The organism is Sphingomonas sp. IC4-52 (genome assembly GCF_020707225.1).
In the GTDB taxonomy this organism is placed as follows: Bacteria; Pseudomonadota; Alphaproteobacteria; order Sphingomonadales; family Sphingomonadaceae; genus Sphingomonas.
In genome coordinates this window covers 524,706-548,499 of record NZ_JAJFEU010000001.1, presented here as the reverse complement: position 1 = coordinate 548,499, position 23,794 = coordinate 524,706, and the positions used below count along the sequence as shown (strand labels likewise).

Annotated in this window: 23 protein-coding genes, 1 tRNA gene and 1 pseudogene; 14 read left to right on the top strand and 11 right to left on the bottom strand. The window is 62.7% G+C overall.

The features are described 5' to 3' along the window. Positions 1 to 2: 2 nt before the first annotated feature. Positions 3 to 839 carry a class I SAM-dependent methyltransferase gene (locus LK535_RS02685; RefSeq protein ID WP_227770339.1) on the bottom strand — a complete coding sequence of 279 codons (837 nt, stop codon included), beginning with the start codon at positions 837 to 839 and terminating at the stop codon, positions 3 to 5. 46 nt (positions 840 to 885) lie between these two features. Here LK535_RS02685 and LK535_RS02680 point away from each other — a divergent pair. The 5 genes and pseudogenes from LK535_RS02680 (at position 886) to LK535_RS02660 (ending at position 3,292) form a co-directional block, all read left to right on the top strand. Then, positions 886 to 1,610, top strand: a pseudogene (locus tag LK535_RS02680) (double zinc ribbon domain-containing protein). A gap of 31 nt (positions 1,611 to 1,641) precedes the next feature. Continuing rightward, positions 1,642 to 1,905: a glutaredoxin 3 gene (gene grxC, locus LK535_RS02675; protein ID WP_227770338.1), complete on the top strand. Its 264-nt coding sequence runs from the start codon at positions 1,642 to 1,644 to the stop codon at positions 1,903 to 1,905. Next, positions 1,902 to 2,726: a carbon-nitrogen hydrolase family protein gene (locus LK535_RS02670; RefSeq protein WP_227770337.1), complete on the top strand. Its 825-nt coding sequence runs from the start codon at positions 1,902 to 1,904 to the stop codon at positions 2,724 to 2,726. Before grxC ends, LK535_RS02670 begins: the two co-directional genes overlap by 4 nt. Beyond that, positions 2,723 to 3,151 (top strand): DUF1178 family protein, encoded by a 429-nt coding sequence (locus LK535_RS02665; protein WP_227770336.1) that lies wholly within the window; start codon positions 2,723 to 2,725, stop codon positions 3,149 to 3,151. The genes LK535_RS02670 and LK535_RS02665 overlap by 4 nt, the downstream gene beginning before the upstream one ends. Before the next feature lie 64 nt (positions 3,152 to 3,215). Further along, positions 3,216 to 3,292, top strand: a tRNA-Arg gene (locus LK535_RS02660). An 83-nt stretch (positions 3,293 to 3,375) separates the two neighbouring features. On the opposite strand, the gene LK535_RS02655 is transcribed toward LK535_RS02660, so the two are convergent. After that, positions 3,376 to 3,657, bottom strand: a complete 282-nt coding sequence (locus tag LK535_RS02655; RefSeq protein WP_227770335.1) for an SWIB/MDM2 domain-containing protein — start codon at positions 3,655 to 3,657, stop codon at positions 3,376 to 3,378. A gap of 189 nt (positions 3,658 to 3,846) precedes the next feature. Between LK535_RS02655 and fghA the strand changes: the two genes are divergently transcribed. Next, on the top strand, positions 3,847 to 4,677 hold the full coding sequence (fghA, locus tag LK535_RS02650) for an S-formylglutathione hydrolase (protein ID WP_227770334.1): 831 nt from the start codon (positions 3,847 to 3,849) through the stop codon (positions 4,675 to 4,677). A gap of 78 nt (positions 4,678 to 4,755) precedes the next feature. Here fghA and LK535_RS02645 read toward each other — a convergent pair whose 3' ends face one another. Beyond that, on the bottom strand, positions 4,756 to 7,803 hold the full coding sequence (locus LK535_RS02645; RefSeq protein ID WP_227770333.1) for a TonB-dependent receptor: 3,048 nt from the start codon (positions 7,801 to 7,803) through the stop codon (positions 4,756 to 4,758). Between the two features lie 219 nt (positions 7,804 to 8,022). Here LK535_RS02645 and folE point away from each other — a divergent pair, with 219 nt between their 5' ends. The 3 genes from folE to LK535_RS02630 are packed head-to-tail and all read left to right on the top strand — an operon-like array spanning position 8,023 to position 9,754. Next, positions 8,023 to 8,652 (top strand): GTP cyclohydrolase I FolE, encoded by a 630-nt coding sequence (gene folE / locus LK535_RS02640; RefSeq protein ID WP_227771050.1) that lies wholly within the window; start codon positions 8,023 to 8,025, stop codon positions 8,650 to 8,652. Continuing rightward, positions 8,649 to 9,407, top strand: a complete 759-nt coding sequence (locus LK535_RS02635; RefSeq protein ID WP_227770332.1) for an SDR family oxidoreductase — start codon at positions 8,649 to 8,651, stop codon at positions 9,405 to 9,407. The genes folE and LK535_RS02635 overlap by 4 nt, the downstream gene beginning before the upstream one ends. Further along, entirely contained in the window at positions 9,404 to 9,754 is a 351-nt protein-coding gene (locus tag LK535_RS02630; RefSeq protein WP_227770331.1) for a dihydroneopterin aldolase, read from the top strand. The genes LK535_RS02635 and LK535_RS02630 overlap by 4 nt, the downstream gene beginning before the upstream one ends. 4 nt (positions 9,755 to 9,758) lie before the next feature. Here LK535_RS02630 and LK535_RS02625 read toward each other — a convergent pair whose 3' ends face one another. Together LK535_RS02625 and leuA are read right to left on the bottom strand one after the other, a co-directional pair. Continuing rightward, positions 9,759 to 10,904, bottom strand: coding sequence for a tetratricopeptide repeat protein (locus tag LK535_RS02625; protein WP_227770330.1), 1,146 nt, complete (start codon positions 10,902 to 10,904; stop codon positions 9,759 to 9,761). Positions 10,905 to 10,987: 83 nt separating this feature from the next. Beyond that, a complete protein-coding gene (leuA, locus tag LK535_RS02620; protein ID WP_227770329.1) occupies positions 10,988 to 12,667 on the bottom strand; it encodes a 2-isopropylmalate synthase in 1,680 nt (559 codons plus the stop codon). 252 nt (positions 12,668 to 12,919) lie between these two features. Between leuA and LK535_RS02615 the strand changes: the two genes are divergently transcribed. Next, complete coding sequence (locus LK535_RS02615; RefSeq protein ID WP_227770328.1) at positions 12,920 to 13,315, top strand: BLUF domain-containing protein; 396 nt, start codon at positions 12,920 to 12,922, stop codon at positions 13,313 to 13,315. Between the two features lie 4 nt (positions 13,316 to 13,319). On the opposite strand, the gene LK535_RS02610 is transcribed toward LK535_RS02615, so the two are convergent. The 6 genes from LK535_RS02610 to miaA form a co-directional block, all read right to left on the bottom strand. After that, complete coding sequence (locus LK535_RS02610) at positions 13,320 to 13,955, bottom strand: YceI family protein (RefSeq protein ID WP_227770327.1); 636 nt, start codon at positions 13,953 to 13,955, stop codon at positions 13,320 to 13,322. 83 nt (positions 13,956 to 14,038) lie between these two features. Next, the gene (locus LK535_RS02605; RefSeq protein WP_227770326.1) at positions 14,039 to 14,803 is read right to left on the bottom strand and encodes a hypothetical protein; all 765 of its coding nucleotides are present in this window, start codon (positions 14,801 to 14,803) and stop codon (positions 14,039 to 14,041) included. 214 nt (positions 14,804 to 15,017) lie between these two features. Then, positions 15,018 to 16,037, bottom strand: a complete 1,020-nt coding sequence (gene ilvC / locus LK535_RS02600) for a ketol-acid reductoisomerase (protein ID WP_227770325.1) — start codon at positions 16,035 to 16,037, stop codon at positions 15,018 to 15,020. Between the two features lie 97 nt (positions 16,038 to 16,134). Continuing rightward, the gene (gene ilvN / locus LK535_RS02595; protein WP_227770324.1) at positions 16,135 to 16,650 is read right to left on the bottom strand and encodes an acetolactate synthase small subunit; all 516 of its coding nucleotides are present in this window, start codon (positions 16,648 to 16,650) and stop codon (positions 16,135 to 16,137) included. A 91-nt stretch (positions 16,651 to 16,741) separates the two neighbouring features. Next, a complete protein-coding gene (locus LK535_RS02590) occupies positions 16,742 to 18,487 on the bottom strand; it encodes an acetolactate synthase 3 large subunit (RefSeq protein ID WP_227770323.1) in 1,746 nt (581 codons plus the stop codon). A 73-nt stretch (positions 18,488 to 18,560) separates the two neighbouring features. Beyond that, a complete protein-coding gene (miaA, locus tag LK535_RS02585) occupies positions 18,561 to 19,487 on the bottom strand; it encodes a tRNA (adenosine(37)-N6)-dimethylallyltransferase MiaA (protein WP_227770322.1) in 927 nt (308 codons plus the stop codon). On the opposite strand from miaA, the gene serB reads away from it, so the two are divergent. From serB to LK535_RS02565, 4 genes are all read left to right on the top strand, one after another. After that, a complete protein-coding gene (gene serB / locus LK535_RS02580) occupies positions 19,480 to 20,361 on the top strand; it encodes a phosphoserine phosphatase SerB (RefSeq protein WP_227770321.1) in 882 nt (293 codons plus the stop codon). The genes miaA and serB overlap by 8 nt on opposite strands. 108 nt (positions 20,362 to 20,469) lie before the next feature. Further along, on the top strand, positions 20,470 to 21,453 hold the full coding sequence (locus LK535_RS02575) for a LacI family DNA-binding transcriptional regulator (protein ID WP_227770320.1): 984 nt from the start codon (positions 20,470 to 20,472) through the stop codon (positions 21,451 to 21,453). After that, on the top strand, positions 21,454 to 22,881 hold the full coding sequence (locus LK535_RS02570; protein ID WP_227770319.1) for a glucoamylase family protein: 1,428 nt from the start codon (positions 21,454 to 21,456) through the stop codon (positions 22,879 to 22,881). It abuts the gene before it with no gap. Between the two features lie 131 nt (positions 22,882 to 23,012). Further along, complete coding sequence (locus tag LK535_RS02565) at positions 23,013 to 23,792, top strand: SDR family NAD(P)-dependent oxidoreductase (RefSeq protein ID WP_227770318.1); 780 nt, start codon at positions 23,013 to 23,015, stop codon at positions 23,790 to 23,792. Positions 23,793 to 23,794 lie beyond the last annotated feature (2 nt).

Genomic DNA, 23,794 nt, shown 5'->3' with positions numbered 1-23,794 from the left:
GATCAGCGCAACTTGCCTAACTCGGTGGCCAACGATGCGGTGGCACTGCCGCGACGTGCCGGCTGCGGCTGATCTGGGGAGGGCGCCCAGCCAGTAAGAAAGATGATCTCGAAACGTTCGGCCGTCCGACCATCGGGATCGGATGCCGCTGCAAATGCTTCTGCTGTTCGCGCCAGCGTTTCGCGTCCTAGTGGCTGGCGCTCAATTAGGAGATTGGTCGCCGCCATCCCTCGCAGATCGTCGATTAGCTTTCCGACGCTGCCGTATCTCACGCGCAGGCTCTCTGTATCGGCGACCGGAAGGGCGAAGCCCGCGCGCATCAGGAGGTCGCCCGCCGACCGCACGTCAATTTGCGGGTGGAGCCGCGCGACGGGGCGCTCGCCCTCGGCCGCGCGCAGCGCCGCGCGCAGTGTGGAAAGCGATCCGGCCCCCAGCAGCGCCCCCAAGAACAGGCCGTCGGGACGAAGCACTCGCCGGGTCAGTGAAAGCGCGCCAGGCACGTCATTGACCTGATCGAGCACACCGGCCGAGATCACAAGATCGAATGAGCCGTCCGCGAAGGGAAGGCGGTCCTCGTCCGCTTGAACGCCTTGTCCACCCTGAACAAAGGAATGTCCTGCATCCATTCGCGCGATCTTGGAGCCGGGCGGCGGCACGAAGCTGCCGTCAAAGCTTCCAAGATCGAGCACATCGGCAAAGGTCCGCTTCACGGTTGCGAGCCGTTCCTGGATCCCGTCCAGCATCGCCGCCCGGATGAAGTCATGTGCGCCGTACTTGGGGGCTGCCCGGTCGCGGCGGTGCCGCCGGGCGGCTCGGTCGAATATTTCTGATGCGCTCATGCCGACGGCTTGTGCGCGGATCAGGCAATCGCGACAAGGCGTGACGATGCTGTCTACACTCCTCCGGCCCGTGGTTGCTTACGCGCTGCCACCGCGTTGTGCAGGATGTGGCGCCATCACCGACACTGATCACCGCTTTGTGTCACGTGCTGGACGTCGCTCCGGTTTCTTGGTCCACCCTGGTGCGCGGCGTGTCACCTGCCCTTTGAATATGATCATGGGGAAGATGCACGCTGTGCGCCTTGTCATGCCAACCCGCCAGTGCACGGGGGCATCAACGCGGCGGTGGCTTACGGTCCGGTGGCTCGCACACTAGCCCTGCGGCTGAAGTATGGGGGGCGAGCGTCGTTGGCTCGCACAGCGGCCAACCTCATGATCAAGCACCTTCCTTGCGATGCTCAGATCCTAGTTCCGGTGCCGCTGTACCGGTGGCGAATCTGGTCTCGCGGCTACAATCAAGCCGGGTTAATCGCGGCTGCGCTCGCGAAGGAAAGTGGAGTTCCCTGGGCTCGGGATCTGCTAGAGCGGACGCGCTCGACGCCGGCGCTGCGCAACATGGGCGGCAAGGCGCGGCGTCAGGCGGTGCGTGGCGCGTTTGCGATAAAGAAAGAAAAACGGGCCGACGTCGCCGGGAGACATGTCGTGCTGGTGGACGACGTCTATACCAGCGGCGCCACGACGGACGCTTGCGTCAGTGCGCTCCGCAAGGCGGGGGCGGGGCGCGTCTCCATCCTGTGCTGGGCCCGCGTGATTGACGCGGAGCCAGATTGACAATCGACCTTCGCAACCACACGTCAAGTTCATGGCACAGGTAGAAATCTACACAAAGGCGTGGTGCCCATATTGCGTGCGCGCCAAGCAGCTGCTCTCGAGCAAGGGTGTCGAGCCGACGGAGTTCGATATTACCCTGGGCGGGCCGAAGCGCGGTGAGATGATCGATCGCGCCGGTGGACGCACCACAGTGCCGCAGATCTTCATCAACGGCCGGCACGTCGGCGGATCTGATGACCTCGCGGAGTTGGAGCGCGCCGGTAAGCTGGACGCATTGCTCGCCGCCGCGCCATGAAGGCAGCGATACTGCAGATGACCAGCGGGATTGATCCCGCGGCCAATGCTGCAACGCTGACGAGGGCGGTTCAAACGGCGGCCGAGCGTGGCGCGGCGATGTTGTTCACGCCCGAAATGTCCGGGCTGCTGGATCGGGATCGCGCCCGCGCTGCCAAGTCCATCGCGCGCGAAGAGGATGATCGCGTCCTGGCGGTCGTGCGCGATGCGGCAGCAAAGAGCGGCGTGTGGGTGCATCTGGGCAGCCTCGCGCTACGCGACGAGCATGATCGGCTCGTCAACCGCGGCTTCGTCATTGATGGGGCCGGCGCGATCCGCGCCCGCTACGACAAACTTCACCTGTTCGACGTGGATCTTCCCAGCGGGGAGAGCTGGCGTGAATCGTCCGCTTACGCGGCAGGCGACCGTGCGATCGTTGTCGACACTCCACTCGGCGCGCTGGGCATGTCGATCTGCTACGATCTTCGCTTTCCGGATCTTTACCGTGCGCTGAGTGACGCTGGCGCCACGATCCTATCGGTGCCGGCTGCATTTACTCGGCCCACGGGCGCTGCGCATTGGCACATCCTGTTGCGGGCCCGCGCGATCGAGTGCGCCTGCTTCGTGATTGCCGCGGCTCAGACCGGCAAGCACGCGGATGGGCGCGAGACGTTCGGTCATTCGTTGGCGGTCGATCCATGGGGCGAAGTATTGGGTGACATGGACGATGGGATCGGCGTGGGCTTCGTGAAGCTAGACCCGGCCAAGATTTTGGACGTCAGACAGCGGATTCCGGTGATTTCCCACCGGCGGACCATCCCAGCGGTAACGGTAGCGCGATGATCGTCTTTGATCTCCGCTGTGGCCGGGGGCATGTCTTCGAGGCCTGGTTTGCTTCGTCCGCAGCATTCGAAGATCGGCGCCAGCGCTCATTCGTGCGATGTCCCGTTTGCGCTGATACAGGGATTGAGAAAGCCGTGATGGCACCGAATGTTGCTGCGAAGAGCAACTCCCGACCGGCAGTCACCCCCGAAACGGTAAAGGCAGCTTTACATGCGCTTGCCACCGCGCAGCAGCAGGCGCTTGAGGGCTCGCGATGGGTCGGAAAGAGCTTTGCGACAGAGGCACGGGCCATGCACCTGGGTGATCAGGAGCAGGAAGCGATCCACGGCCAAGCGACCCTTGCTGAGGCCAAAGCTCTGGTAGAGGAGGGAGTGCCGGTCGCCCCACTTCCGTTGCCGGTGCTTCCGCCGGAACAGTCGAATTAAACGGGCTTTCTGCCGACATCCACTGGATTGACCGGCCCGCACCCGCACCGTAGCTAGGAGCAGTGCCCCCGTAGCTCAGCAGGATAGAGCGACGGTTTCCTAAACCGCAGGTCGTGAGTTCGAATCTCGCCGGGGGCACCAGCGCGGCGCCGGTGGTGTGATGCGGGTTTGCGGCAAGGCCGCGCGAGGACGGGCGCCGCGGTTCCGGGCGCCCGTCGGCTACTTCACGCCTTGACGTGGGCCGAGATGTACTTGTTCATCTCGAACATGGTAACCTTGTCCTTGCCGAAGACCTTCTTGAGATTGTCGTCGGCGAGAATTTCGCGCTTGTTCTCGGGATTCTGAAGGTTGTTCGACTTGATATAGTCCCAGACCTTGCTGATCACCTCGCTGCGCGGCAGCTTGTCGGTGCCGACGATCGCGCCGAGCTCGGGCGAGGGCTGAACGGGGGCGTGGATGCCGCCGGTCTTGGCCTTGCCCTCCTCGGTCTTGGTCTTCGTTGCCATTGCTGTCCTTCCTGTTGCGCCGGTCATTCGGCATCTCGCGGAATCACGCCGTTTCGAAGGCGTGACGTCCTTTGTGCGCTGCCACGCGGCGCTTGTCACGTCCTGACGGTTAAGGGATCGCCTCGGACAGGTTGGCGGCCACAGAGGGGCTACGCTAAGCGGTGGCCGATCAGCCGCAGCGGAGAAAGCATGGAAACGCTTAACGAGAGCCGAGCGTACGGTGGGACCCAGGGTGTGTATCGCCACACCTCCACTGCTACGGGTACCGAAATGACCTTCTCGGTTTACGTGCCACCGCACGTATCAGGGGCGCGCCTTCCGGTACTCTGGTATCTATCGGGGCTCACCTGCACCCACGCCAATGTGACGGACAAAGGGGAGTATCGCCGTGCTTGTGCCGAGCACGGCATCATTTTCATAGCGCCTGACACCAGCCCACGCGGCTTCGGCGTTCCCGACGATAGAGACTGGGATTTCGGTCAAGGGGCGGGCTTCTACGTTGACGCCACGCAGGATCCTTGGGCAGCAAATTTCAGGATGCGTAGCTATATCGAAGACGAGCTACCTGCTTTGGTCGCGAGAGAGTTTCCCATGGCCGATCTGACGCGACAGGCAATATCCGGTCATTCGATGGGCGGCCATGGGGCGCTGACAATCGCGCTTCGCAACCCGATCCGATTCAAGAGCGTCTCTGCTTTTGCACCGATAGCTTCGCCGCTGTCCTGCCGTTGGGGAGAGAAGGCACTCGGTGGCTATCTGGGGCAGGATCGAGCCAATTGGAAACAATATGACGCATGCGCCTTGATCGAAGGCGGAGCCCGCATCGACGCGCTTCTGGTCGACCAGGGCGATGCCGACAGCTTCTTGAACGACCAGTTGAAACCTCAACTGCTGCAGCAGGCCTGTGCCAAGGCAGGGGTCAATCTGACCCTGCGCATGCAACCCGGCTATGATCACAGCTACAACTTCGTGTCGACGTTCATGAGTGATCACATCGCGTGGGCAGCCGCGCGGCTATAAAAAAGTGCGGGCCCGACCGGGCCCGCGGAGGGAACCTCTTTAGGATGCCGGACAGCGGAAGCCGCCCGGCACTACCGCTTAGAACTTGAACCCGGCGGCCACGCCGTAGCGGCGGGGCTCAACGGTAAACACGTTGGTGTAAAGGCCCGACGACTGATCCGTCACGAACAAGCCCGTGATGGCATCATTGTCGGTCAGGTTGCTGACGAACGCGCGGACGTAAAAGCGGTCGTCTGGCCCATTCAGCTGGATCTGAGCGTTGACCACTTCATATCCCGGGATCCGGTCGATCGGATTCAGGTTGAAGATCGTGCCATATTGATCACCAGTGTAGTTCAGGTCTGCACGCGGGACGAGCGTGTAGTCGCCGATGTCGATTGTGTATTGAGCACCGACCGACCATTTGTAGGTCGGGCTGTTCGGCAGTCGATTGCCCTTCACATTGACCGGGTTGCCATCAAGCAGGACGGAGACCGGGGCGCCAGTGGCGAGTTGCTGGGCTTGAAGGAACTTGCACGCACTAAATGCGCCGTAAGTGCCGTTGGCGAGCAGCGGAACGGTGCCGTTGAGACCCAGCAGTGCGTTGCTGGCGTCCACGAACCCACGCGAGGCGGCGGCGTTGCCGGCCGTAGTCGGCAGAACCGCGCAGTTGTACGCGCCTGCCAGATCCTTCACGATCACCGCGTCGTTGCGGCCACCAGACACATCGCGCGGATTGGTGAGCAGACGATCCTGCGCCACTTCCGTTTTCAAGTAGCTGATGTTGGCGTTGATCACGAAAGCCGGGGTGGGACTGATAACCGCTTCAGCTTCCACGCCGTAAATGTTTGCCGTGATGTTATCGTTCACCGAGGTGCGCGCAACAATACGAGTGAGCTGAAGGTCCTTGTACTTGTAGTAGAAGCCGGTGACGTTGAGGCGCAGTGCTCCGTTGCCGAAGGTGTTTTTGCTGCCGATCTCATACGAGTCGACCGTTTCCGGTCGGAAGGTGGTCGGCACCGCGAACAGAGGCGACAGCGGCGGATTGATGCCGCCCGATTTGTACCCGCGAGCGTAAGACGCGTAGATCAGGTTATCAGGCGTGATCTGATAGTCGAGTACTGCGCGTCCGGTCATGCGTGAGTAGCGGACGCGTGCTTCCGCCCAAGGCTGGATGCCGGGAATGGTGGCATCGAAGTCAGCAGCACCGCCATCAAACGCCGGGTTGGCATCTGTTGTGCCGATCGGAAGCAACGCGTTGGCGAAGGTGGTGCGGGCGCGAACGTATTTCTTGTCGTTATTGTACCGGGCGCCGAGCGTGAGCTTCAGCTGATCGTTAAACTCGAAATATGCTTCACCGAAGATTCCGTAGGAATCCAAGGTGAACTTGTCCGAGTTGCTGCGGAAGAACGGCGAGGCCAGGAACGAGCTGCTGGTGCGACCCGCAGTAGAGCCCACAATGGTTCCGACCAATCCCGAGAGATAATCGAGGCCAACGTTGTTGACGTAATAGTCAACGTCACGCGCCGTGGCCTTGGTGTAGATGCCGCCCAGAAGGAAGTTGAACATGCCGTCGAACGAACTGTCGACATGTACTTCGCCGACCCAGCCCTTCGAACTTGACCTGGATCGATCGAAGTCGAGGCTTTGCGCGAAGCAGCCGATCGTCTCGCCGCCATAGACGCCAACTCCGCTCGGCCCGCCGTTTGACTGGCAAACGCCTCCTTGCGGGCCATTGGGGATCAGCGCGTTACGCAATCCAGCGAACAGCGGGTTGTAAAGCGGGGAGGCCGGGTTGCCCACGGCTTCAAGCGTGGCGAAGCCGGGAGCGCTTGCTCCGAGGCCATTTACCGCCAGGTTGTAGTCGGATGTGGCGTTCAGTTTGCTGCGTGAGTGACCTGCGGTCAGGCTCACGGCGATGTTGCCGAAGTTGTGGTACGCCTTAAGCGTGTAGATCTGGTCCTCGGTCTTCCAAGTTGGCAAGTAGTCCGCCGTCACCGTGCGGAAATCTGGCGGGTTCACGGCGTTCGCGAACGCGTCAGGCGTTGCAGGAATGCCTGGGCTGCCGATGCTGCCTAGCCCGAAGGGGGCCAGCAAAGGCCGCGTCGCAGCAAGCGTGCCGAGGAAGGTCGGGACGTAAGCGGGGTTGCTAGTAGCAAGCGTTACCGAAGCATCCGCAAGGAACAGCGGAAGGCCTTGGATCGACTCCGTGGCGCCGCCCAGAGTCGCGTTGGCATTCGGGGTGCCGAACGCCCGGCGCGTCGGCAGACATCCAAGGACACCAGTCGGATCTCGGTCGCAAAGTTGTTTCTGCAGGCGCGAACGGTCGTCGTCTTCACGGCTGTAATAAGCGATAAAGTCGACGCGGGTATCCGGAGACGGCTCCCAAGATAGAGTTCCGCGCAACGAGTACATGTCGCGGCCATCGAAACTGGAATTGTTGTAGGTGTTCTTGATGTAGCCATCGCGGTTGAGGTAGTATCCTGCAACCCGAACCCCGATAGTGTCAGTAAGTGGAAGGTTGATCATCCCCTTCACACGCTTCGAATCGTAATTGCCGTACTCGAATTCACCCGCGGCGTGGAAGCCTGACAGATCCGGTTTGGCCGTGATGATATTCACCACGCCCGAAGTCGCATTTCGACCGAACAATGTGCCCTGCGGACCACGCAGAACCTCGATCCGCTCGATGTCGTAGAATTCGCCTTCGAGAATACGACCACCAACTGGCTGCTCGTTCAGCGCGATGCCCGTGGCGGAGTCGCAGGTGACGCCAACGCAAAGGTCACCGATACCGCGGATGGTGAAGGTATTGGTAGCGAACTGGCCTTTCGTGAATGTCACGTTCGGCAGAGTTTGCTGCAATGCCAGCGGATTAACGATCTGCTGCCGCTCTAGGTTTTCAGACGTGAACGCGGAGACTGCGATTGGCACGTCCTGCAGGCGCTGTGACTGGCGCTGCGCCGTAATGACGATGTCGGCATAGTTGCCGGCATTGGACTGCGGATCCGAGGTGCGCACCTCCTGTCCGGGACCATTAGTGGGCGCGGTATCCTGCGCCGAGGTGGTAGCGCCAGTCTGCGCATGCGCTGGCATTGCTGCAACGATCACGATAGCGGAAGCGGCAAGCAGATAGGATTTTCTCATCGATCTCCCCTCCTGGGACCCATGCCCGCTCTGTGGCGGTGTCACGGTGTTTGATGGTCCGGCATGGAAGTTAGCGTCAGAAAATTTCGTTCGTCAAACGGAATTCGAAAGGAATTAATTGCAGGTCGCGTAGTTGTGTCGGAAATGAAACAGTAGCTGAGTTGAACCTATGCTTCGGTGCAGCATAGGATACGCCGCAACGCACAAGGGTGAATGTTCATGAATTTCAGTAGCTCTCCGGAAGATGGCGACATAGTCGGCGATGATGGCAAGATCATCGTTCCAGATCATGTTGCAGATGCGATAAAAACGCTGATCCGCTGGGCCGGTGACGATCCCGCCCGTGAGGGTCTGATTGATACGCCGCGGCGGGTGGCGCGTGCATGGAGAGAGTATTGCGCAGGCTATTCGGAGGATCCGTCGCACCACCTTTCCCGAATCTTCGAAGAAGTAGGGGGCTATGATGAGATCGTCTTGTTGAAAGACATTCCATTCCAGTCGCATTGCGAGCACCACATGGCCCCGATCATCGGCCGTGCCCACATCGCTTACCTCCCCAAAAACCATGTAGTCGGGATCTCGAAACTAGCGCGTGTGCTTCACGCGTTCGCCCGGCGCCTCCAGGTGCAGGAGAGGCTTACGGCCGAAGTTGCCGACTGCATCTGGAACGGGCTAAAGCCGCAAGGGGTCGCGGTCGTCATTGAGGCGAGCCATGCCTGCATGACGGCGCGAGGCGTTCGCACACCTGGCGTGTCGATGGTTACCAGCCGGATGATGGGCGTGTTCCGCGAGGATGAGCGCAGCCGTAAGGAAGTGCTCGCGCTCATGGGGATGCAGGGACGCGCATGACGCGAACGGTTCTGGTTACAGGCGGGGCAAAGCGGATCGGGGCAGCGATCAGTCGGGCCTGCGCCGAAGCGGGCTGGCGCGTGGTGGTCCATTACGGCACCTCAGAGAAGGAGGCACAGGCACTTGCGGCGGAGCTAGGCGGTGCAACGGTCAGCGGCGATCTTGAGGACACCCGGGCTATCGATGCGCTTTTCGAGCGCGCCCGTGTGGCGGCGGGCGGCCCTATCCATGCGCTCGTCAACAGCGCATCGCAGTTCGAGGAAGACCGGCCCGAACGGGTTGATGGTCGCCTCGCGGCGCGCTTGTACGCAGTAAACTGCACCGCGCCAACGTTATTGGCCGGCGCCCTTGCTGGTCAGTGTGAACTCAGCGCAGGCGCGATCGTGAACCTCCTGGATCAGAAACTCGGCAATCCAAATCCGGACTTCTTTTCCTACTCCCTGAGCAAATATGCGCTCCGGGGAGCGACGGAAATGATGGCAATGGCTTTCGCTCCTCGGATCCGGGTCAACGCCGTTGCACCCGGCCTGACGCTGCCAAGCGGAGATCAGAGTGCCGCTGAGTTCGACCGGGTGGCTCGCGAGAACCTGCTCAACCGGCCGGTGGGTGCCGATCAGGTTGCGGCTGCCGTGCTTTACTTGCTGGACGCGGTAAGTGTGACCGGGCAGACGCTCTATGTTGATAGTGGACAGCGCTTCCTGAAGCGGCAGGGAGATGTGATGTTCGAGGGCAGGGAGCGGATGGGCGGCGAGTGACTGAGTACACGATACTTCTTGATCAATTCGACGTCGCGATGCGCCTGGGCATACATCCGCACGAGGCAGAGCCGCAACGGGTGAGGCTCTCGGTCGAGATGACGATAGTGTATCCCGCGCCACTGGCGGGAGATGCGATTACGGAAGTTCTCGACTACGACTTTCTTCGCGATAGCATCCGTGAGCTGGCGCGAGGACCGGGCTTCGCCCTCCAGGAGACGCTCGTAGACGCTATTGCGGCGTTGTGCCTGTCCGACAGCCGAGTCCGCCAAGTGAGGGTGCGATCGATGAAGTTGGACGTTTATCCTGACGCTGTTGTGGGATGCGAAATCGTGCGTCGTCGCTGAACGATCAGCTCGCGGCAGCATCCGCGGCTTGGGCACCGGCTGTGAGATCGAGGATCTCGTACCCTCCCATCAGGACACGCCGTGAGATGAGGCTGCCGCTCGGCACGACGTACTCGGAACGAAGGGTGAACCGCTGGATCTTGTACACTCCTTGTACCTGATCCGAACTGGAGGGCTCCTGCGAAGAATAGCGCCGCCCGGAAATCTGCTTCAACAATGAGGTCGCCCAAGAATTTTTGGGCGAAGACCGAAGTACCTCCACCTCGGCGGTTCGTCCCTCGGGGCGGATCCAGAAGCCGATGTCCGCCCATTGGATAGCACCAACATCGGTGGAGCGGATTCGAAGCGGATCTTCTTCGCCAAACCGCCGGGCAAGTGCTCGTGCATCAGATGCGGCGGCCGCCGCGTCCTGCGCATATGGAGGAGCCCAGATCAGTATGGGATCATTTCCTTGCCCTTGCCCGACAAGGCCGGCGAGTTCCTGCATCTCCTCGTCGCTCGCGTCCCGCGCTCTCATGCGCAGACGCAGCACACGCAGGGCAGTTCCAAACCCCTGTTGCCGGGCGAGGGGTCGTGCCTCGAGTTCCCGCAACTTGCTGAGCGCGGCCGAAGTTCGCTGCATGGTAGAGGCGAGCCAGACGCGCTTCATTCCGGCGAGCATTGCAGGCTGATCCTGCCCCGTCGCCAAAGCGTCTTGCTCTACGCTTCGGTACACCAGATCCGCTTGTCGATAATTGCCGAGCTTCAGCCACATGTCGCCCAACGCGGTCGCGGCCGATACGACGGTCGGATCACTTGCAGGCAAATTGTCTCGGAGCGTTCGCACCTGTCGCGCGACGGCTGAACGATAGGTCTGCTTATCGCCGTCGTGCAAGGCAACCGTCGCATAAGCCTCGTACAGCGCAGCAACCGGCTTGGGATCTGTTCCTGCCTTGTCCCTGTTCCGCGTCACCGCGGCCGCGAGCAGACGTTTGGCATCCCGGTAGGCGCCCTCCCGAAAGCGGGACTCAGCAAGCGCGATGGTTGCCTGTGCGTCGCGCAAAGGTGTGCATTCCCCCTTCACGCAGGCAGCATGAGCTTCGGCCAAACGCTTACCGGTGACGACAATGTCGCCGGTTGCTGCTTGCAGTATGAGGAGAAGAGCCAACATCCGCAGTGTTCCCAAGGAGATGTTGATGCTCAGACGTCACTGCTCTTTTCGCAAGAGCAGTGACGTAAACTATCGTGACCGGTTTAAACCGTTGTCGTGCTGAGCCTAGTTCGATTAGCGGCGCTGAGGACTGCGCGGACACTTGCGGTCGCTATGTCAGTATCTATGCCAACGCCCCACACGGTCTGCCCGTCTGCACTGCGGCATTCGATATACGCCGCCGCCTGCGCACTGGCTCCATGGCCAATGGCATGTTCGGTATAATCAACCACGTCCAGCGCAGGTCCCGTGGTGTCCGCCAGCGCCGCGATCACGCCAGAGATAAGGCCGTTGCCACGACCTGAAAGCGAGCGCTCCTCGCCGTCGATTGCCACCCGGCCCACGAACAACCGGTCGCCTGCGGTCCCCGTTTCGTCATAGTCGCGAAGCACGAAGCGATCGCCTGCGCCCGGCAGGTATGTGCGTGCAAACGCGCCCCAGATGTCCGCGGCGTTCAATTCGCGGCTGGTTTCGTCGGCGAGCGCCTGAACATGCCGGCTGAAATCAGCCTGAAGCCGCTTCGGCAGCTTCAAGCCCTTGTCCTGCTCGATTACCCAAGCAACCCCGCCTTTCCCGGATTGCGAGTTGACTCGGATTACCGCCTCGTAACTGCGACCGAGGTCTGCGGGATCGATGGGGAGATAGGGCACCTCCCAGAAATCATCATTGAGCGCGGCCTGCGCGGCAAAGCCCTTCTTGATGGCGTCCTGGTGACTGCCCGAAAACGCCGTGAAGACCAGATCTCCCGCGTAGGGGGTGCGCGGGTGCACCGGTATGTTGGTGGCATATTCCACCGTTTTCACGACACCATCGATGTCCGACAGGTCCAGTCCCGGATCTACCCCTTGGGTGTACATGTTGAGCGCGACCGTGACCAGGTCGCAGTTCCCGGTCCGTTCGCCATTACCCAGCAGGCATCCTTCGACCCGATCAGCGCCAGCCATCAGGCCCAGTTCAGCCGCTGCAACACCAGTGCCCCGATCATTGTGGGTGTGAAGGCTGATCACCACCGTTTCGCGGTTGGGGATGTGTCGGCCGAAATATTCGATCTGGTCGGCATACACGTTTGGTGTTGCACACTCCACCGTCGCGGGCAGGTTCAGGATCAGCGGGTGCTCGGCGGTTGGCTCGAGAATGTCCATCACGGCTGCGCAGACTTCGATGCTGAAATCCACTTCCGCCGTCGAGAAAGTTTCGGGACTATACTCAAAATGCCACTCCGTTCCCGGGCGCTTGGCGGCTTCATCGCGCAGCACCTTGGCGCCCTCGATCGCGATGGACTTCACTTCTTCGCGGCTCATGCCGAAAACGATCCGGCGCCACGTAGGGCTGACCGCGTTGTACAGGTGAACGATCGCGGACTGCGCGCCCTCAAGGCTGCGGAAGCTGGTCTCGATAAGGTCGCGCCGCGATTGTGTCAGCACCTGGATCTTTACGTCATCGGGGATCCGATCCTGTCTAATCAGGCCGGAAATGAAGTCGAACTCGGTTGCACCGGCAGACGGGAAGCCGACCTCGATCTCCTTCAGTCCCACCTTGACGAGTAGGTCGAAGAATCGCGTCTTCTTTTCGGCATCCATCGGATCGATCAACGCCTGATTGCCATCACGCAGGTCGGTGGAAAGCCAGCGCGGCGCACGTGTGATCGTCTTCGATGGCCACTGTCGGTTAGGCAGGTCTACTATAGGGAACGGGCGGTATTTCGTCGATGGATCGCGCAGCATAAGTGGGCTCGCTCTGCTGATGAGGCTTCTTGGTTCGGCTGGCCCTTAGGCGCATCGCGGTGCCCGCCGGCACACGTCGTCGTTCGCGCCTAAGGGCGCGTAAGTCGAAGAAGAAGGCCGACCGCCTGGATCATTGCCAGTTGCTTGCCTTATCGCGTCGCTGAAGTCCAGCGGCAAAGAAATTTGACGCTTTCGTAATCATTTGCACTGAAATGGCGATCTGCCCGTGGGCGAAGCAGCGAAGGATTTTGCGTGAGGCAGCTACTCTACATCAGTACGGCGACGCCTGGCGCGGCAATAGATATCACTGGCATTCTCGCGACGTCGCTGCGAAACAACCGTCGGGAGGGTGTAACCGGCCTGTTGTGGACGGATGAGCGCCGTTTCCTTCAGGTGCTGGAGGGCAGCGACGATGCTGTTCAGGCCGTTCTTGGCCGAATCAAGATCGATACGCGCCATCGCGCGATTGTGGTTCTTCAGGATCGCACCATCGCGGTCCGTGAGTTCGGCGCCTGGGAAATGGCCCGACGGGGTCCAGCCGATACTGCCGATGCATTCGACGTGCGGATGCGTCAGTATCTCGCCGGAGCCTCACCATCGGTGCGCGGCACGTTCGAAGGGCTGATCGCCGCCCGACGCGCCGCGTAGACCCTCACTTCTGAAACGCCGCCGTAATCTTTAGCTTCACTTCATCGGACACCATGGGGATGCCGTAGCCGATGTTGAATTCGCTACGACGAATGGCACCGGACGCGGTGAAACCGACATTTTCCTTGCCGCCCATTTGTGCCGGCATCTTGCCTGCGCCGTAGAAACTTGCATCGAGGGTGACGGGACGGGTTACGCCGTTCAGCGTCAGATTGCCTTCGACCCGGGCATTCTCGCCATTGGGAGTCACTCGCGTCGAGACAAATCGCGCCGGCGCCGGCGCGGCACCGAAGAAGTCAGCTTGCTTGCCCGTCTCTGCCGGCTTCATCAGATGCTTGGTCAGACCTGCGCTGGCCGTTGTCACCTCGGCAACCGGGATTGTCACGTCTACCTTGGCGGCAGCGGGGTTCTTAGGATCTAGCGTCAGCGTGCCGGTGACGTTGCCGAACATCCCGAAATAAGGGGAAAAGCCGAGGTGATCGACAGTCCACTCCACCAGGGTATGGCCTGCATCCGCGGTGTAGGTGCCTCCGGTGATAGCGGTGACATTTTTCGAACCGGGGGCGCCGCTGGGCGCCTGCTGCGCCACAACTGCCCCGGTCAGAAGGGCGGAGAATAGGAAGGCGTGTGCAATGCGCATGATGATGGCTCCCGAACCGTTTCGCGTTTGAAACCACAACGCGCTAGGCGGGGAAAGCTCCTCACCCAAATAACTCGTTTGCGTTATTTTTCGATCCCGACGGTCAGGTCAAATTTTATTCGCACCCATGCGCCGATCAACGGTTTGTCATTTACGCGGGGTGGGCGGACCAGGAACTGCCATGACGCTCTCCGTAACCCGCGCGCGATGCCGGAGCCCGGCGTTTCGCCCATCTCCCGGCAATCCTCCACGCGATTCCCCTCCGCCGTTCGGCACGCGATGATCCCCCAGCCGCTCTCCTGACGCGCTGGCATATAGGTCACAAGCTCGGCACGAGTCGGCTCACGTACCCATTCTGCGGCGTATAGCGTCTCACCACCCGGGCCCGCGCCAGCTACGCCTTGATCCCCTAGGCCACTGCCTTGACCCTCGGATCCGCCGGAACCTTGAGCGCTTGGTGGCTGGGATGGTGCGATACGCCCAATGTCTGACCCCGCGTAGTCGGCACGCGAGAGCTTGATCACGCCCGGCAGTTCGATGGGGGGCGGCGGCAGTGGTGCGGGAGCGGGCAGCAGCGGCCGTGCTTCGGTGCGTTGTGGCCGCTCGCTCTGGCGCAGATCGGTACGTTGGGGGCGGCTTTCGTGCGCAGGTCCAGCGGCGCTGACGTCGAACGTCGAAAGCGGGCGTCCGTCTCCAGGAGGAAGCAGCGGCAGCGCGCCCATCTTGATCAGAACCCAAATGAGCAGTCCGACCAGCCCAAGCGCCACAGAAGACGAAACCAGGCGGGTGCGCCACGAGGGCCGCGCACGGTACGTCGCTTGGGAATAGGACGCCGTGCGCATCGTCATGCCGCCTAGTCGCTATCGGCGCCGGGAACAATGCGGCCCAAACTATGGTGAGACGACGAATTCGGCTCGGTCGGGAGTCAGCCTGCCGGGGAGAAACATGATGCCGTACCGGCCTCAAAAGCAGTGTCGTTCCCAGTAAGTGTATTTCCTGCTCCCTGTGCGATGGGTGGTGCGACGGTGCGCGCCGTCGCACCACCCGGTCGTGAGGGTCAGGTCAGTTCTTTTCCTTGTCGACCAGCTTGTTCGCGCCGATCCACGGCATCATCGCGCGCAGTTCGGCCCCGGTCTTCTCGATCGGGTGCGCTTCCGCGGCCTTGCGCGCCGCCTTCAGCTCGGGTTGGCCGGCGCGGTTGTCGAGCACGAAGTTCTTGACGAAGCGGCCCGACTGGATGTCGGCGAGGACGCGCTTCATTTCCGTCTTGGTCTCGTCGGTGATGATCCGCGGGCCGGTGGTGATGTCACCATATTCGGCGGTGTTGCTGATCGAATAGCGCATGTTGGCGATGCCGCCCTCATACAGCAGGTCGACGATCAGCTTGGTTTCGTGGAGGCACTCGAAATAGGCCATTTCGGGGGCGTAGCCCGCCTCGACCAGCGTCTCGAACCCGGCCTGGATCAGGTGGGTGATGCCACCGCACAGCACCGCCTGCTCGCCGAACAGGTCGGTTTCGCACTCTTCCTTGAAGTTCGTTTCGATGATGCCCGAACGGCCGCCACCGACGCCGCTGGCATAGGCGAGCGCGATATCATGCGCGTTGCCGCTCGCGTCCTGGTGGACGGCGATGAGGCAGGGGACGCCGCCGCCCTTGACGTATTCGCTGCGCACGGTGTGGCCGGGGCCTTTGGGCGCGATCATGATGACGTCGATGTCGGCCGGCGCCTCGATCAGGCCGAAGTGGATGTTGAGGCCGTGGGCAAAGGCGAGCGCGCTGCCGGGCTTCATGTTGCCCTTCAGGTCATTCTCCCAGATCGCCGCCTGATGTTCGTCGGGCGCCAGGATCATGAGGATGTCGGCCCAGCCCGCCGCTTCCTTGTTCGACAGCACCTTGAAGCCGGCGGTCTCGACCTTCTTAGCCGTCGCCGAGCCTTCACGAAGCGCGATCGCGACGTCCTTCACGCCGCTGTCGCGCAGGTTCTGGGCATGGGCATGGCCCTGCGAGCCATAGCCGACGATGGCGATCTTCTTGGAAGAGATCAGGTTCAGATCAGCGTCGCGATCATAATAGACACGCATTGGTAGCTACTCCCTTGCTCGTACATCCCGGCTCCGCGGCCGGGGCCCGGCGTGCGGCCGGGCAAACCTTTGGTTGGTGATGGGGCGGTGGAAAAACTCAGGCGGTCTCGTTGCCGCGGCCGATCGCGACGATGCCAGTGCGGGCCACTTCGATCAGGCCGACTTCGCTCATCAGTTCGACGAACTTGTCGATCTTCTCGATCCCCCCGGTCACCTCGAACACGAAGCTGGAGGTCGTCGCGTCGACCACGCGGGCGCGATAGACGTCGGCCAGGCGAAGCGCCTCGATCCGGTGATCGCCGACGCCGCGCACCTTGACCAGCGCCAGCTCGCGCTCGACGTGCGGGCCCTCGGCGGTCAGGTCGCGCACCTTGTGGACCGGCACCAGCCGGTCGAGCTGCGCCACGATCTGCTCCAGCATCGGCTTGCTGGCGGAGGTGACGATGGTGATGCGGCTGACCGCCTTGTCGGCGGTGATCTCGCTCACCGTCAGGCTTTCGATATTGTAGCCGCGCGCCGTGAACAGACCGGCGATCCGCGCCAGGATGCCCGGTTCGTTGTCGACGATGACGGCGAGCGTGTGCCGCTCCGCAGTTTCGGATTTGATATGCACTGTTCTTGTCCTTCTCCCCTCTCGCGCGAACGAGAGGGGCGGGGAGGAGGAATGGGGGCGGGCGGCCGGTACAGGCCGCTGCACGACCGGATTAGACGAGCGCCTTGGCCTCGTCGTCCATCGTCCCCGATACTTCGTTCGCCTGCAGGATCATGTCCGTATGGGCGGCGCCGCTGGGGATCATGGGGAAGCAATTGGCGAGCTTCGCCACCATGCAGTCCACCATCACCGGGCCGTCATGCGCGAGCATGTCGGCGATCCCTTGGTCGAGCTGGACGGGATGCTCGATACGGATGCCCTTCCAGCCATAGGCCTCCGCCAGCTTCACGAAATCCGGGAGCGAGTCCGAATAGCTTTCGGCATAGCGGCTCTCATAGGTGAGCTCCTGCCACTGGCGCACCATCCCCATATATTCGTTGTTGAGGATGAAGACCTTCACCGGCAGGCGATATTGCGTCGCCGTCGCCAGTTCCTGGATGTTCATCTGGATCGAGGCTTCGCCCGCGATGTCGATAACCAGCGCGTTCGGGTTGCCGAGCTGCGCACCGATCGCAGCGGGCAGGCCATAGCCCATCGTGCCGAGCCCGCCCGACGTCAGCCACTTGTTCGGCTTTTCAAAGCCGAAATGCTGTGCCGCCCACATCTGGTGCTGGCCGACCTCGGTGGTGATGATCGGATCGCGTGCCTGGGTCGCCTCCCACAAGGCGCGGATCGCGCGCTGCGGCATGATGACCTGGTCGTCCTTGGGGAAGTTCAGGCATTGCACCGCCCGCCAGCCGGAAATGCGACGCCACCATTCCGCCGTGTCGGGCTTCGGGTGCTGGCGGCCCTTCCACACGCGAATCATGTCCTCCATCGCATGGCCCGCGTCAGCGACGATGCCGAGGTCGATCCGCACCGTCTTGTTGATGCTCGACCGGTCGATATCGATGTGGACCTTGCGACTGTTGGGCGAAAAGGCGTCGAGCCGTCCCGTCACACGGTCGTCGAACCGAGCCCCGATCGCGACGATCAGGTCCGCCTGGTTCATCGCCATGTTCGCCTCATAGGTCCCGTGCATGCCAAGCATGCCCAGGAACTGCGGCGAGGTAGCGGGGAAGGCGCCAAGTCCCATCAGCGTCGAGGTGACGGGCGCACCGGTGATCCGCGCCAGCTCGCGCAGCAGCTGCGACGCGGCCGGGCCGGAATTGATCACGCCGCCGCCGGTGTAGAGGATCGGGCGCTCCGCCGCTGCCAGCATGTCGACGACCTGTTCGATCCCGCTGCGCTCCGCCTTCAGCGCGGGGCGATAGGTCTTGTGCTGGATCGGGCCGGGCTTGGTGTAGCTGGCGGTTGCGACCTGCACGTCCTTGGGGATGTCGACCACGACCGGGCCAGGGCGGCCGGACGTCGCGATATGGAACGCCTCATGGATCACCTCGCCCAGGCGGGCGGGATCCTTCACCAGGTAATTGTGCTTGGTGCAGTGGCGCGTGATGCCGACGGTATCCGCCTCCTGAAAGGCGTCCGATCCGATCAGCGCGGTCGGCACCTGGCCGGTGATGACCACCATCGGGATCGAATCGAGCAGCGCGTCGGTGATGCCGGTGACGGCATTGGTCGCGCCCGGTCCCGAGGTGACGAGCACCACGCCCGGCTTGCCGGTGGAACGGGCATAGCCCTCTGCCGCATGGGTTGCCGCCTGTTCGTGGCGTACAAGAATGTGACGAATTCGCTTGGACCGGAAAAGGGCGTCGTAAATCGGTAGGACCGCGCCGCCAGGATAGCCGAAGATGACCTCCACGCCGAGATCGCACAGCGCCTCGACCAGGATGTCTGCTCCGCTTTTCTCAGTCACGTTGAAATTCCTTTCTCTACTATACGCACCCGCTGGATGGGTCGGGCGGCGCTACGGTCGCAAAAGTTGCGCGTCAAGGCTCCGTCTTGAAATAATATTCCAGATCGATCGTATCGCTGTTGTTTATGCGTGGCCAGTCCGGCGGCGGCTGGTGCCTGAACCAGGTATATTGCCGCTTGGCATAGCGGCGGGTGGCGAGCGCGGTCCGCGCCTTCGCTTGATCGCGCGACAGGTCACCGGCGAGCATCGCTGCAATGTCCTCCACCCCGATCGCCCGACGGACAGGCGCGCTGGGATCGACGTTGCTGCGGCCGAGCAGCGCCGCAACCTCCTCGATCGCACCGCCATCGAACATCGCGTCGAGCCGGGCATCGATCCGCTGGTTGAGCAGGTCACGATCGGGCAGCACGACCAGCGGGGCGAGCGTGACGGCGTCGCCGATCCCGCCGCTGCGCGCGGCCTGCCACGCGGCCAGCGGTCGGCCGGTCGAGCGCACCACCTCCAGCGCGCGGGCGATGCGCGCCGTGTCGCCGGGGGCGAGCCGGTCGGCCGCGGCGGGATCGAGGGATTGCAGCTCGCCATAGGCGATCGCCACCGGCATCGCGCGGGTCTCTTCCCGGATCGCAGGATCAATCTCCGGCACGGGCGCGATGCCGTCGAGCAGCGTGCGAATGTAGAGCCCCGTGCCGCCGGTCAGAATCGGCAGGCGGCCGCTGCCATGCGCCTCCGCGATCACCGCGCGCGCATCCTGCGCCCAGCGGACTGCCGACCAGCCTTCCGCGCCGTCGACATAGCCGTAGAGGCGATGCTCGGCGCGGCGCTCGTCCTCCGGCGACGGCCGCGCGGTGATGACCGACAGGTCGCGATACACCTGGCTCGCATCGGCGTTGATGATGACGCCGCCGGTGCGTTCGGCGAGCGCGAGCGCCAGCGATGACTTGCCGCTGGCCGTCGGCCCTGCAATGAGCGCCAGCGTCGGAAGGGAGTGCCGTTTGTTCACCGCAACGCTGATAGCAGCAGGGCGTCTGTCGCCCCAGACCCTCACGGATGCCGTCGCCCGGCTGGCGGACGCGGGATGCGCGCCCGGCACGCCCGAATGGCTGGACGAGGGCGACGCGGCGGACATCGCCATCAACGCCAATCCGGCGGGCGCGCGCGCCGCGCTGGAGGGGGCGGTCGACGGGGTCGATTTGGTGGTGCAGCCCGCGGCGGGGCGCGAGAAGCGGCTGCTGGTCGCCGACATGGATTCGACGATGATCACCGTCGAATGTATCGACGAGCTGGCCGATTATGCCGGTCTGAAGCCGCAGATCGCCGAGATCACCGAGGCGGCGATGCGCGGCGAGCTGGATTTCGCTGCGGCGTTGGACGCGCGTGTTGCGCTGCTGAAGGGGCTCGATGCCTCGGCCATCGAGCGCTGTCGCGAGGAGCGGGTACGTTTGATGCCCGGCGCCCGCACCCTGGTTCGCACCATGCGATCTCGCGGCGCAACCACCGTTCTGGTGTCAGGAGGCTTTACGGCTTTCGCAGAACCGGTCGCGGCAGAAATCGGATTTGATCGCGCGATCGCGAACATTCTAGAGGTGGATGACGGACGTCTGGCTGGGACAGTGACCAAGCCGATCGTCGACTCCTCTACGAAGGAGAGAACGCTGCGGGAAACGCGGCTGAAGCTTGGCATCTCCGACGATCTCACGCTTGCGGTCGGTGACGGCGCGAACGACCTTGCCATGATCAACATTGCGGGTCTGGGCGTGGCCTATCGCGCCAAGCCTGTGGTCGCCGCGGCAGCGGCGGCTCGCATTGATCACAACGATCTGACGGCGCTGCTCTGGGCGCAAGGCATTTGTCGTTCAGCGTGGGTGACCAGCTGACGGCGCCATGTGCCGGGCTCACGCCCCCAAGTTCTCAATAGCCATTGCGCCCTTGTAACCGGTTACCTAGAGCCGGGGCATTGAAGTTAGATAGCTAGGATGGGGTGAATGACTGAGGCCACGATCCGGGACGTGGCACGACGAGCCGCCGTGTCGGTTGCATCTGTTTCTCGAGCCTTGAACGGGGCGTCGAATGTTCATCCGGACACGCGTGCGCGCGTCCTCGCCGCGGCGGATGAGCTTGGTTATGTGCCGCATGCCGGCGCCCGCAGCCTCAGTCTTGCGCGGACGCATGCCATTGGGGTGGTGCTGCCGGATCTTCATGGCGAGTTCTTTTCGGAGATGATCCGTGGCCTGGATCGTGAGGCCAGCGTGCGCGGTTACCATTTGTTGCTTTCGAACATTCAGCCTGACCGCGATCATGCCGTTCAGGCGCTCCGCGCGATGCGCGGGCGTGTCGACGGGCTGGTGATCATGGCGCCGCATGTGGATCCGCCGGCGCTTGCTCCCATGCTGCCGGCCAGCCTGCCTACCGTCATGATCAACACGCACGCGGCCCCCGGCGCCAGCATGCTGCGGGTCGACAATGGCGCGGGTGCGGAGGCAATGATACACCATCTGGCGCAAATCGGCCGCAGGCGCATCGTTCACATCGCTGGGCCGGCCAGCAACTCCGACGCTCAGCAACGGCTGCAAGGTTGCAAGGCTGCACTGCCGTCTCATGTGGATCTCCGGGTGGTGGAGGGCGACTTCACGGAGGTGTCCGGGGCGGAAGCGATCAAGAGATTGCTGACGAGCAATGCCGATTTCGATGCTGTGTTCGCGGCCAATGACATGATGGCGCTGGGCGCGCTCCAGGCATTGCGAAGCGCCGGTCGCCGCGTGCCGAAAGACGTCGCGGTCGCCGGCTTCGATGACGTGCCGCTTGCACGTTACCTCTCGCTCACGACTATCCGCGTTCATATGGCGGATATCGGCGCCCGCGCGGCCGCCCGACTGATCGAGAGGTTGGGAACTCCGGGCAGTGAGCCGTTCGACGAATTGATCGTTCCTGCACTCGTTGTGCGCGGGACGACCGTGCCGGAGGCGTGAATGCTGGATCGCCGGACACTCCTCGCGAACACGTCACTTGGGCTTGCGGGTTTGGCGGCCGGGTGCGCGGATCCGGCCATCCCGGTGACGCCCAGTCCCAAGCTGATTTCGCTTCCCGATTTCTATGAAGAGATCGAGTACCGAACCTTTCGCTATTTCCGCGACACCGTGAACCCGGCGAATGGCCTAATCCCGGATCGTTGGCCGAGCCAAAGTGGGGCAAACGTCGCGGGTGTCGGCGCCGCTCTCGCGATCTGGCCCATTGCCGTGGAACGGGGTTGGATCAGCCGCAGTCTTGCGCGTGACTTCACCCTGGCGGCGTTGCGCTTCTTCAATGCCGCGCCTCAGGGCGACGGCGCGACCGGCATGACTGGGCACCGCGGCTTTTTCTATCGCCTGCTCGATATCAAAACCGGCGTCCGTCTCAGGAACTCGGAGCTCTCCAGTATCGCCACGACCATGCTGCACCTTGGCATGCTCTTCGCGGCCGGGTGGTGGAACGGCGATACGGCAGAGGAACGTGAGATCCGACGCCTTGGCGATGACATCGTCGAACGTGCCGAGTGGCTCTGGTTTCAGAACGACAGTCAAGAGCTGCGGCTCAGCTGGCGTCCCGAAGGTGGTTTCGCTGAGGAGACCCTCCAAGGCTACAACGAAGGCATGATGGCTGTCCTGCTCGCGCTCGGTTCCGCCCGCCACGCGGCGGAAGACGGTGCTTGGGAGGCGTGGACCGCCTCCTACCCGCGGGTCTGGCGAGGCGAGGGAGATACACGTCACTTGGCGTACGCACCGCTGGCCGGTCACCAGTTGAGCCACATGTGGATCGACTTCCGAGGTATTCGTGACACCGTCATGCGCGGCGCCGGCTTTGACTATTTCGAGAATAGCCGTCGGGCGACTTACGCGAACCGGGCCTATTGCATTGCCAATCCGCTGCGGTGGGACGGGTATTCGGCGGATACGTGGGGGCTCACGGGTTGCGATGGACCCGGCAATTTCCAGCTGCCGTTCAAGAGCGAAACCCGCACCTTCTTCGGCTATTCGGACCGGGGTCCGCTCGACCAGCCGGGGGAGCGCGACGACGGCACCTTGGCACCGGCGGCAGCACTTGGCAGCCTGCCGTTCGCGCCCGAGATCGTTGCCCCAACCGCGCGGGCATTCATGTCCGTTCCTGGCCTGTACCGGGAGTATGGATTTCTGAACGCGTTCAACCCGAGTTTCCGCTTTCCGGACAGGACGTCGGAGACAGGCAGCATCAACGCACAGACCGGCTGGATGGCGCGTGATTACCGCGCGCTGACCCAAGCGCCGATCCTCATCCAAGCTGCGAACCATCGCAGCGAGGCGGTGTGGAAGGTGATGCGCGCCAGCCCGGTTCTGCGACGTGGGCTGACCCGGGCGGGGTTCACAGGCGGGTGGCTGGATTAAGCGCCGGGCCTTTCTCCGGACCTGTTCGACCGACGCTTGTGTCAACGCCCGGGACAGCCGAAGGTAGTACGGATCGAGAGGTCTCGCCGAGCGAGCGGGAACAACAAACGACAACAAAGAGGAGAGGATGGATGCGAGCCATTCCGGCGATAAGCTCGAGACTGGATGGGGCTGGTGCGATCGTCACGGGTGCAGCCAGCGGGATGGGAAGGGCGACCGCCATTCTCCTGGCCCGCGCAGGTGCAAGTGTCGCCCTTACCGACGTCGGGCTGGAACAGGCGCAACGTGTCGCCGACGAAATCGCGGGCGAAGGTCTGCGCGCAAAAGCCTGGGCGTTAGACGTGGCTGATCAGGGACGGATCGAGGCTGTCGTTCAGGATGCCGTCGCAAGCTTCGGCGACGTGTCGATCATCGTCAACAATGCCGGCATTTCGGCCAATCTGCCGATCGATGATCCCAGCTACGATCAGTCGTGGGACCGGCACCTTTCGGTCCTGCTGACGGCACATCAGCGCCTGATCCGCGCCGCCCTACCGTACCTGAGGCGCGCCGCGCATCCTCGGATCGTCAATATCGCGTCAACAGAGGGCCTGGGTGCCACCGCTGGGTTCAGCGCTTACTCCGCCGCGAAGGCGGGTGTAATCGGCTTGACCCGAAGCCTGGCGGTCGAACTCGGCAAATCAGGCATCACCGTGAACTGCATCTGTCCCGGCCCGATCGAGACCGGCATGACCGAAGCCATCCCCGATGAAGCGAAGCAAGTTTACGCAGCCCGGCGCACCGCCTTGCGGCGCTACGGCTTGCCTGAAGAAGTGGCCTTCATGACAGCCAGCCTCTGCGCGCCTGCCGCGAGCTTCGTCACCGGCGCAATCATTCCGGTGGACGGTGGCCTAATGGCGCGCAACGCCTGAAA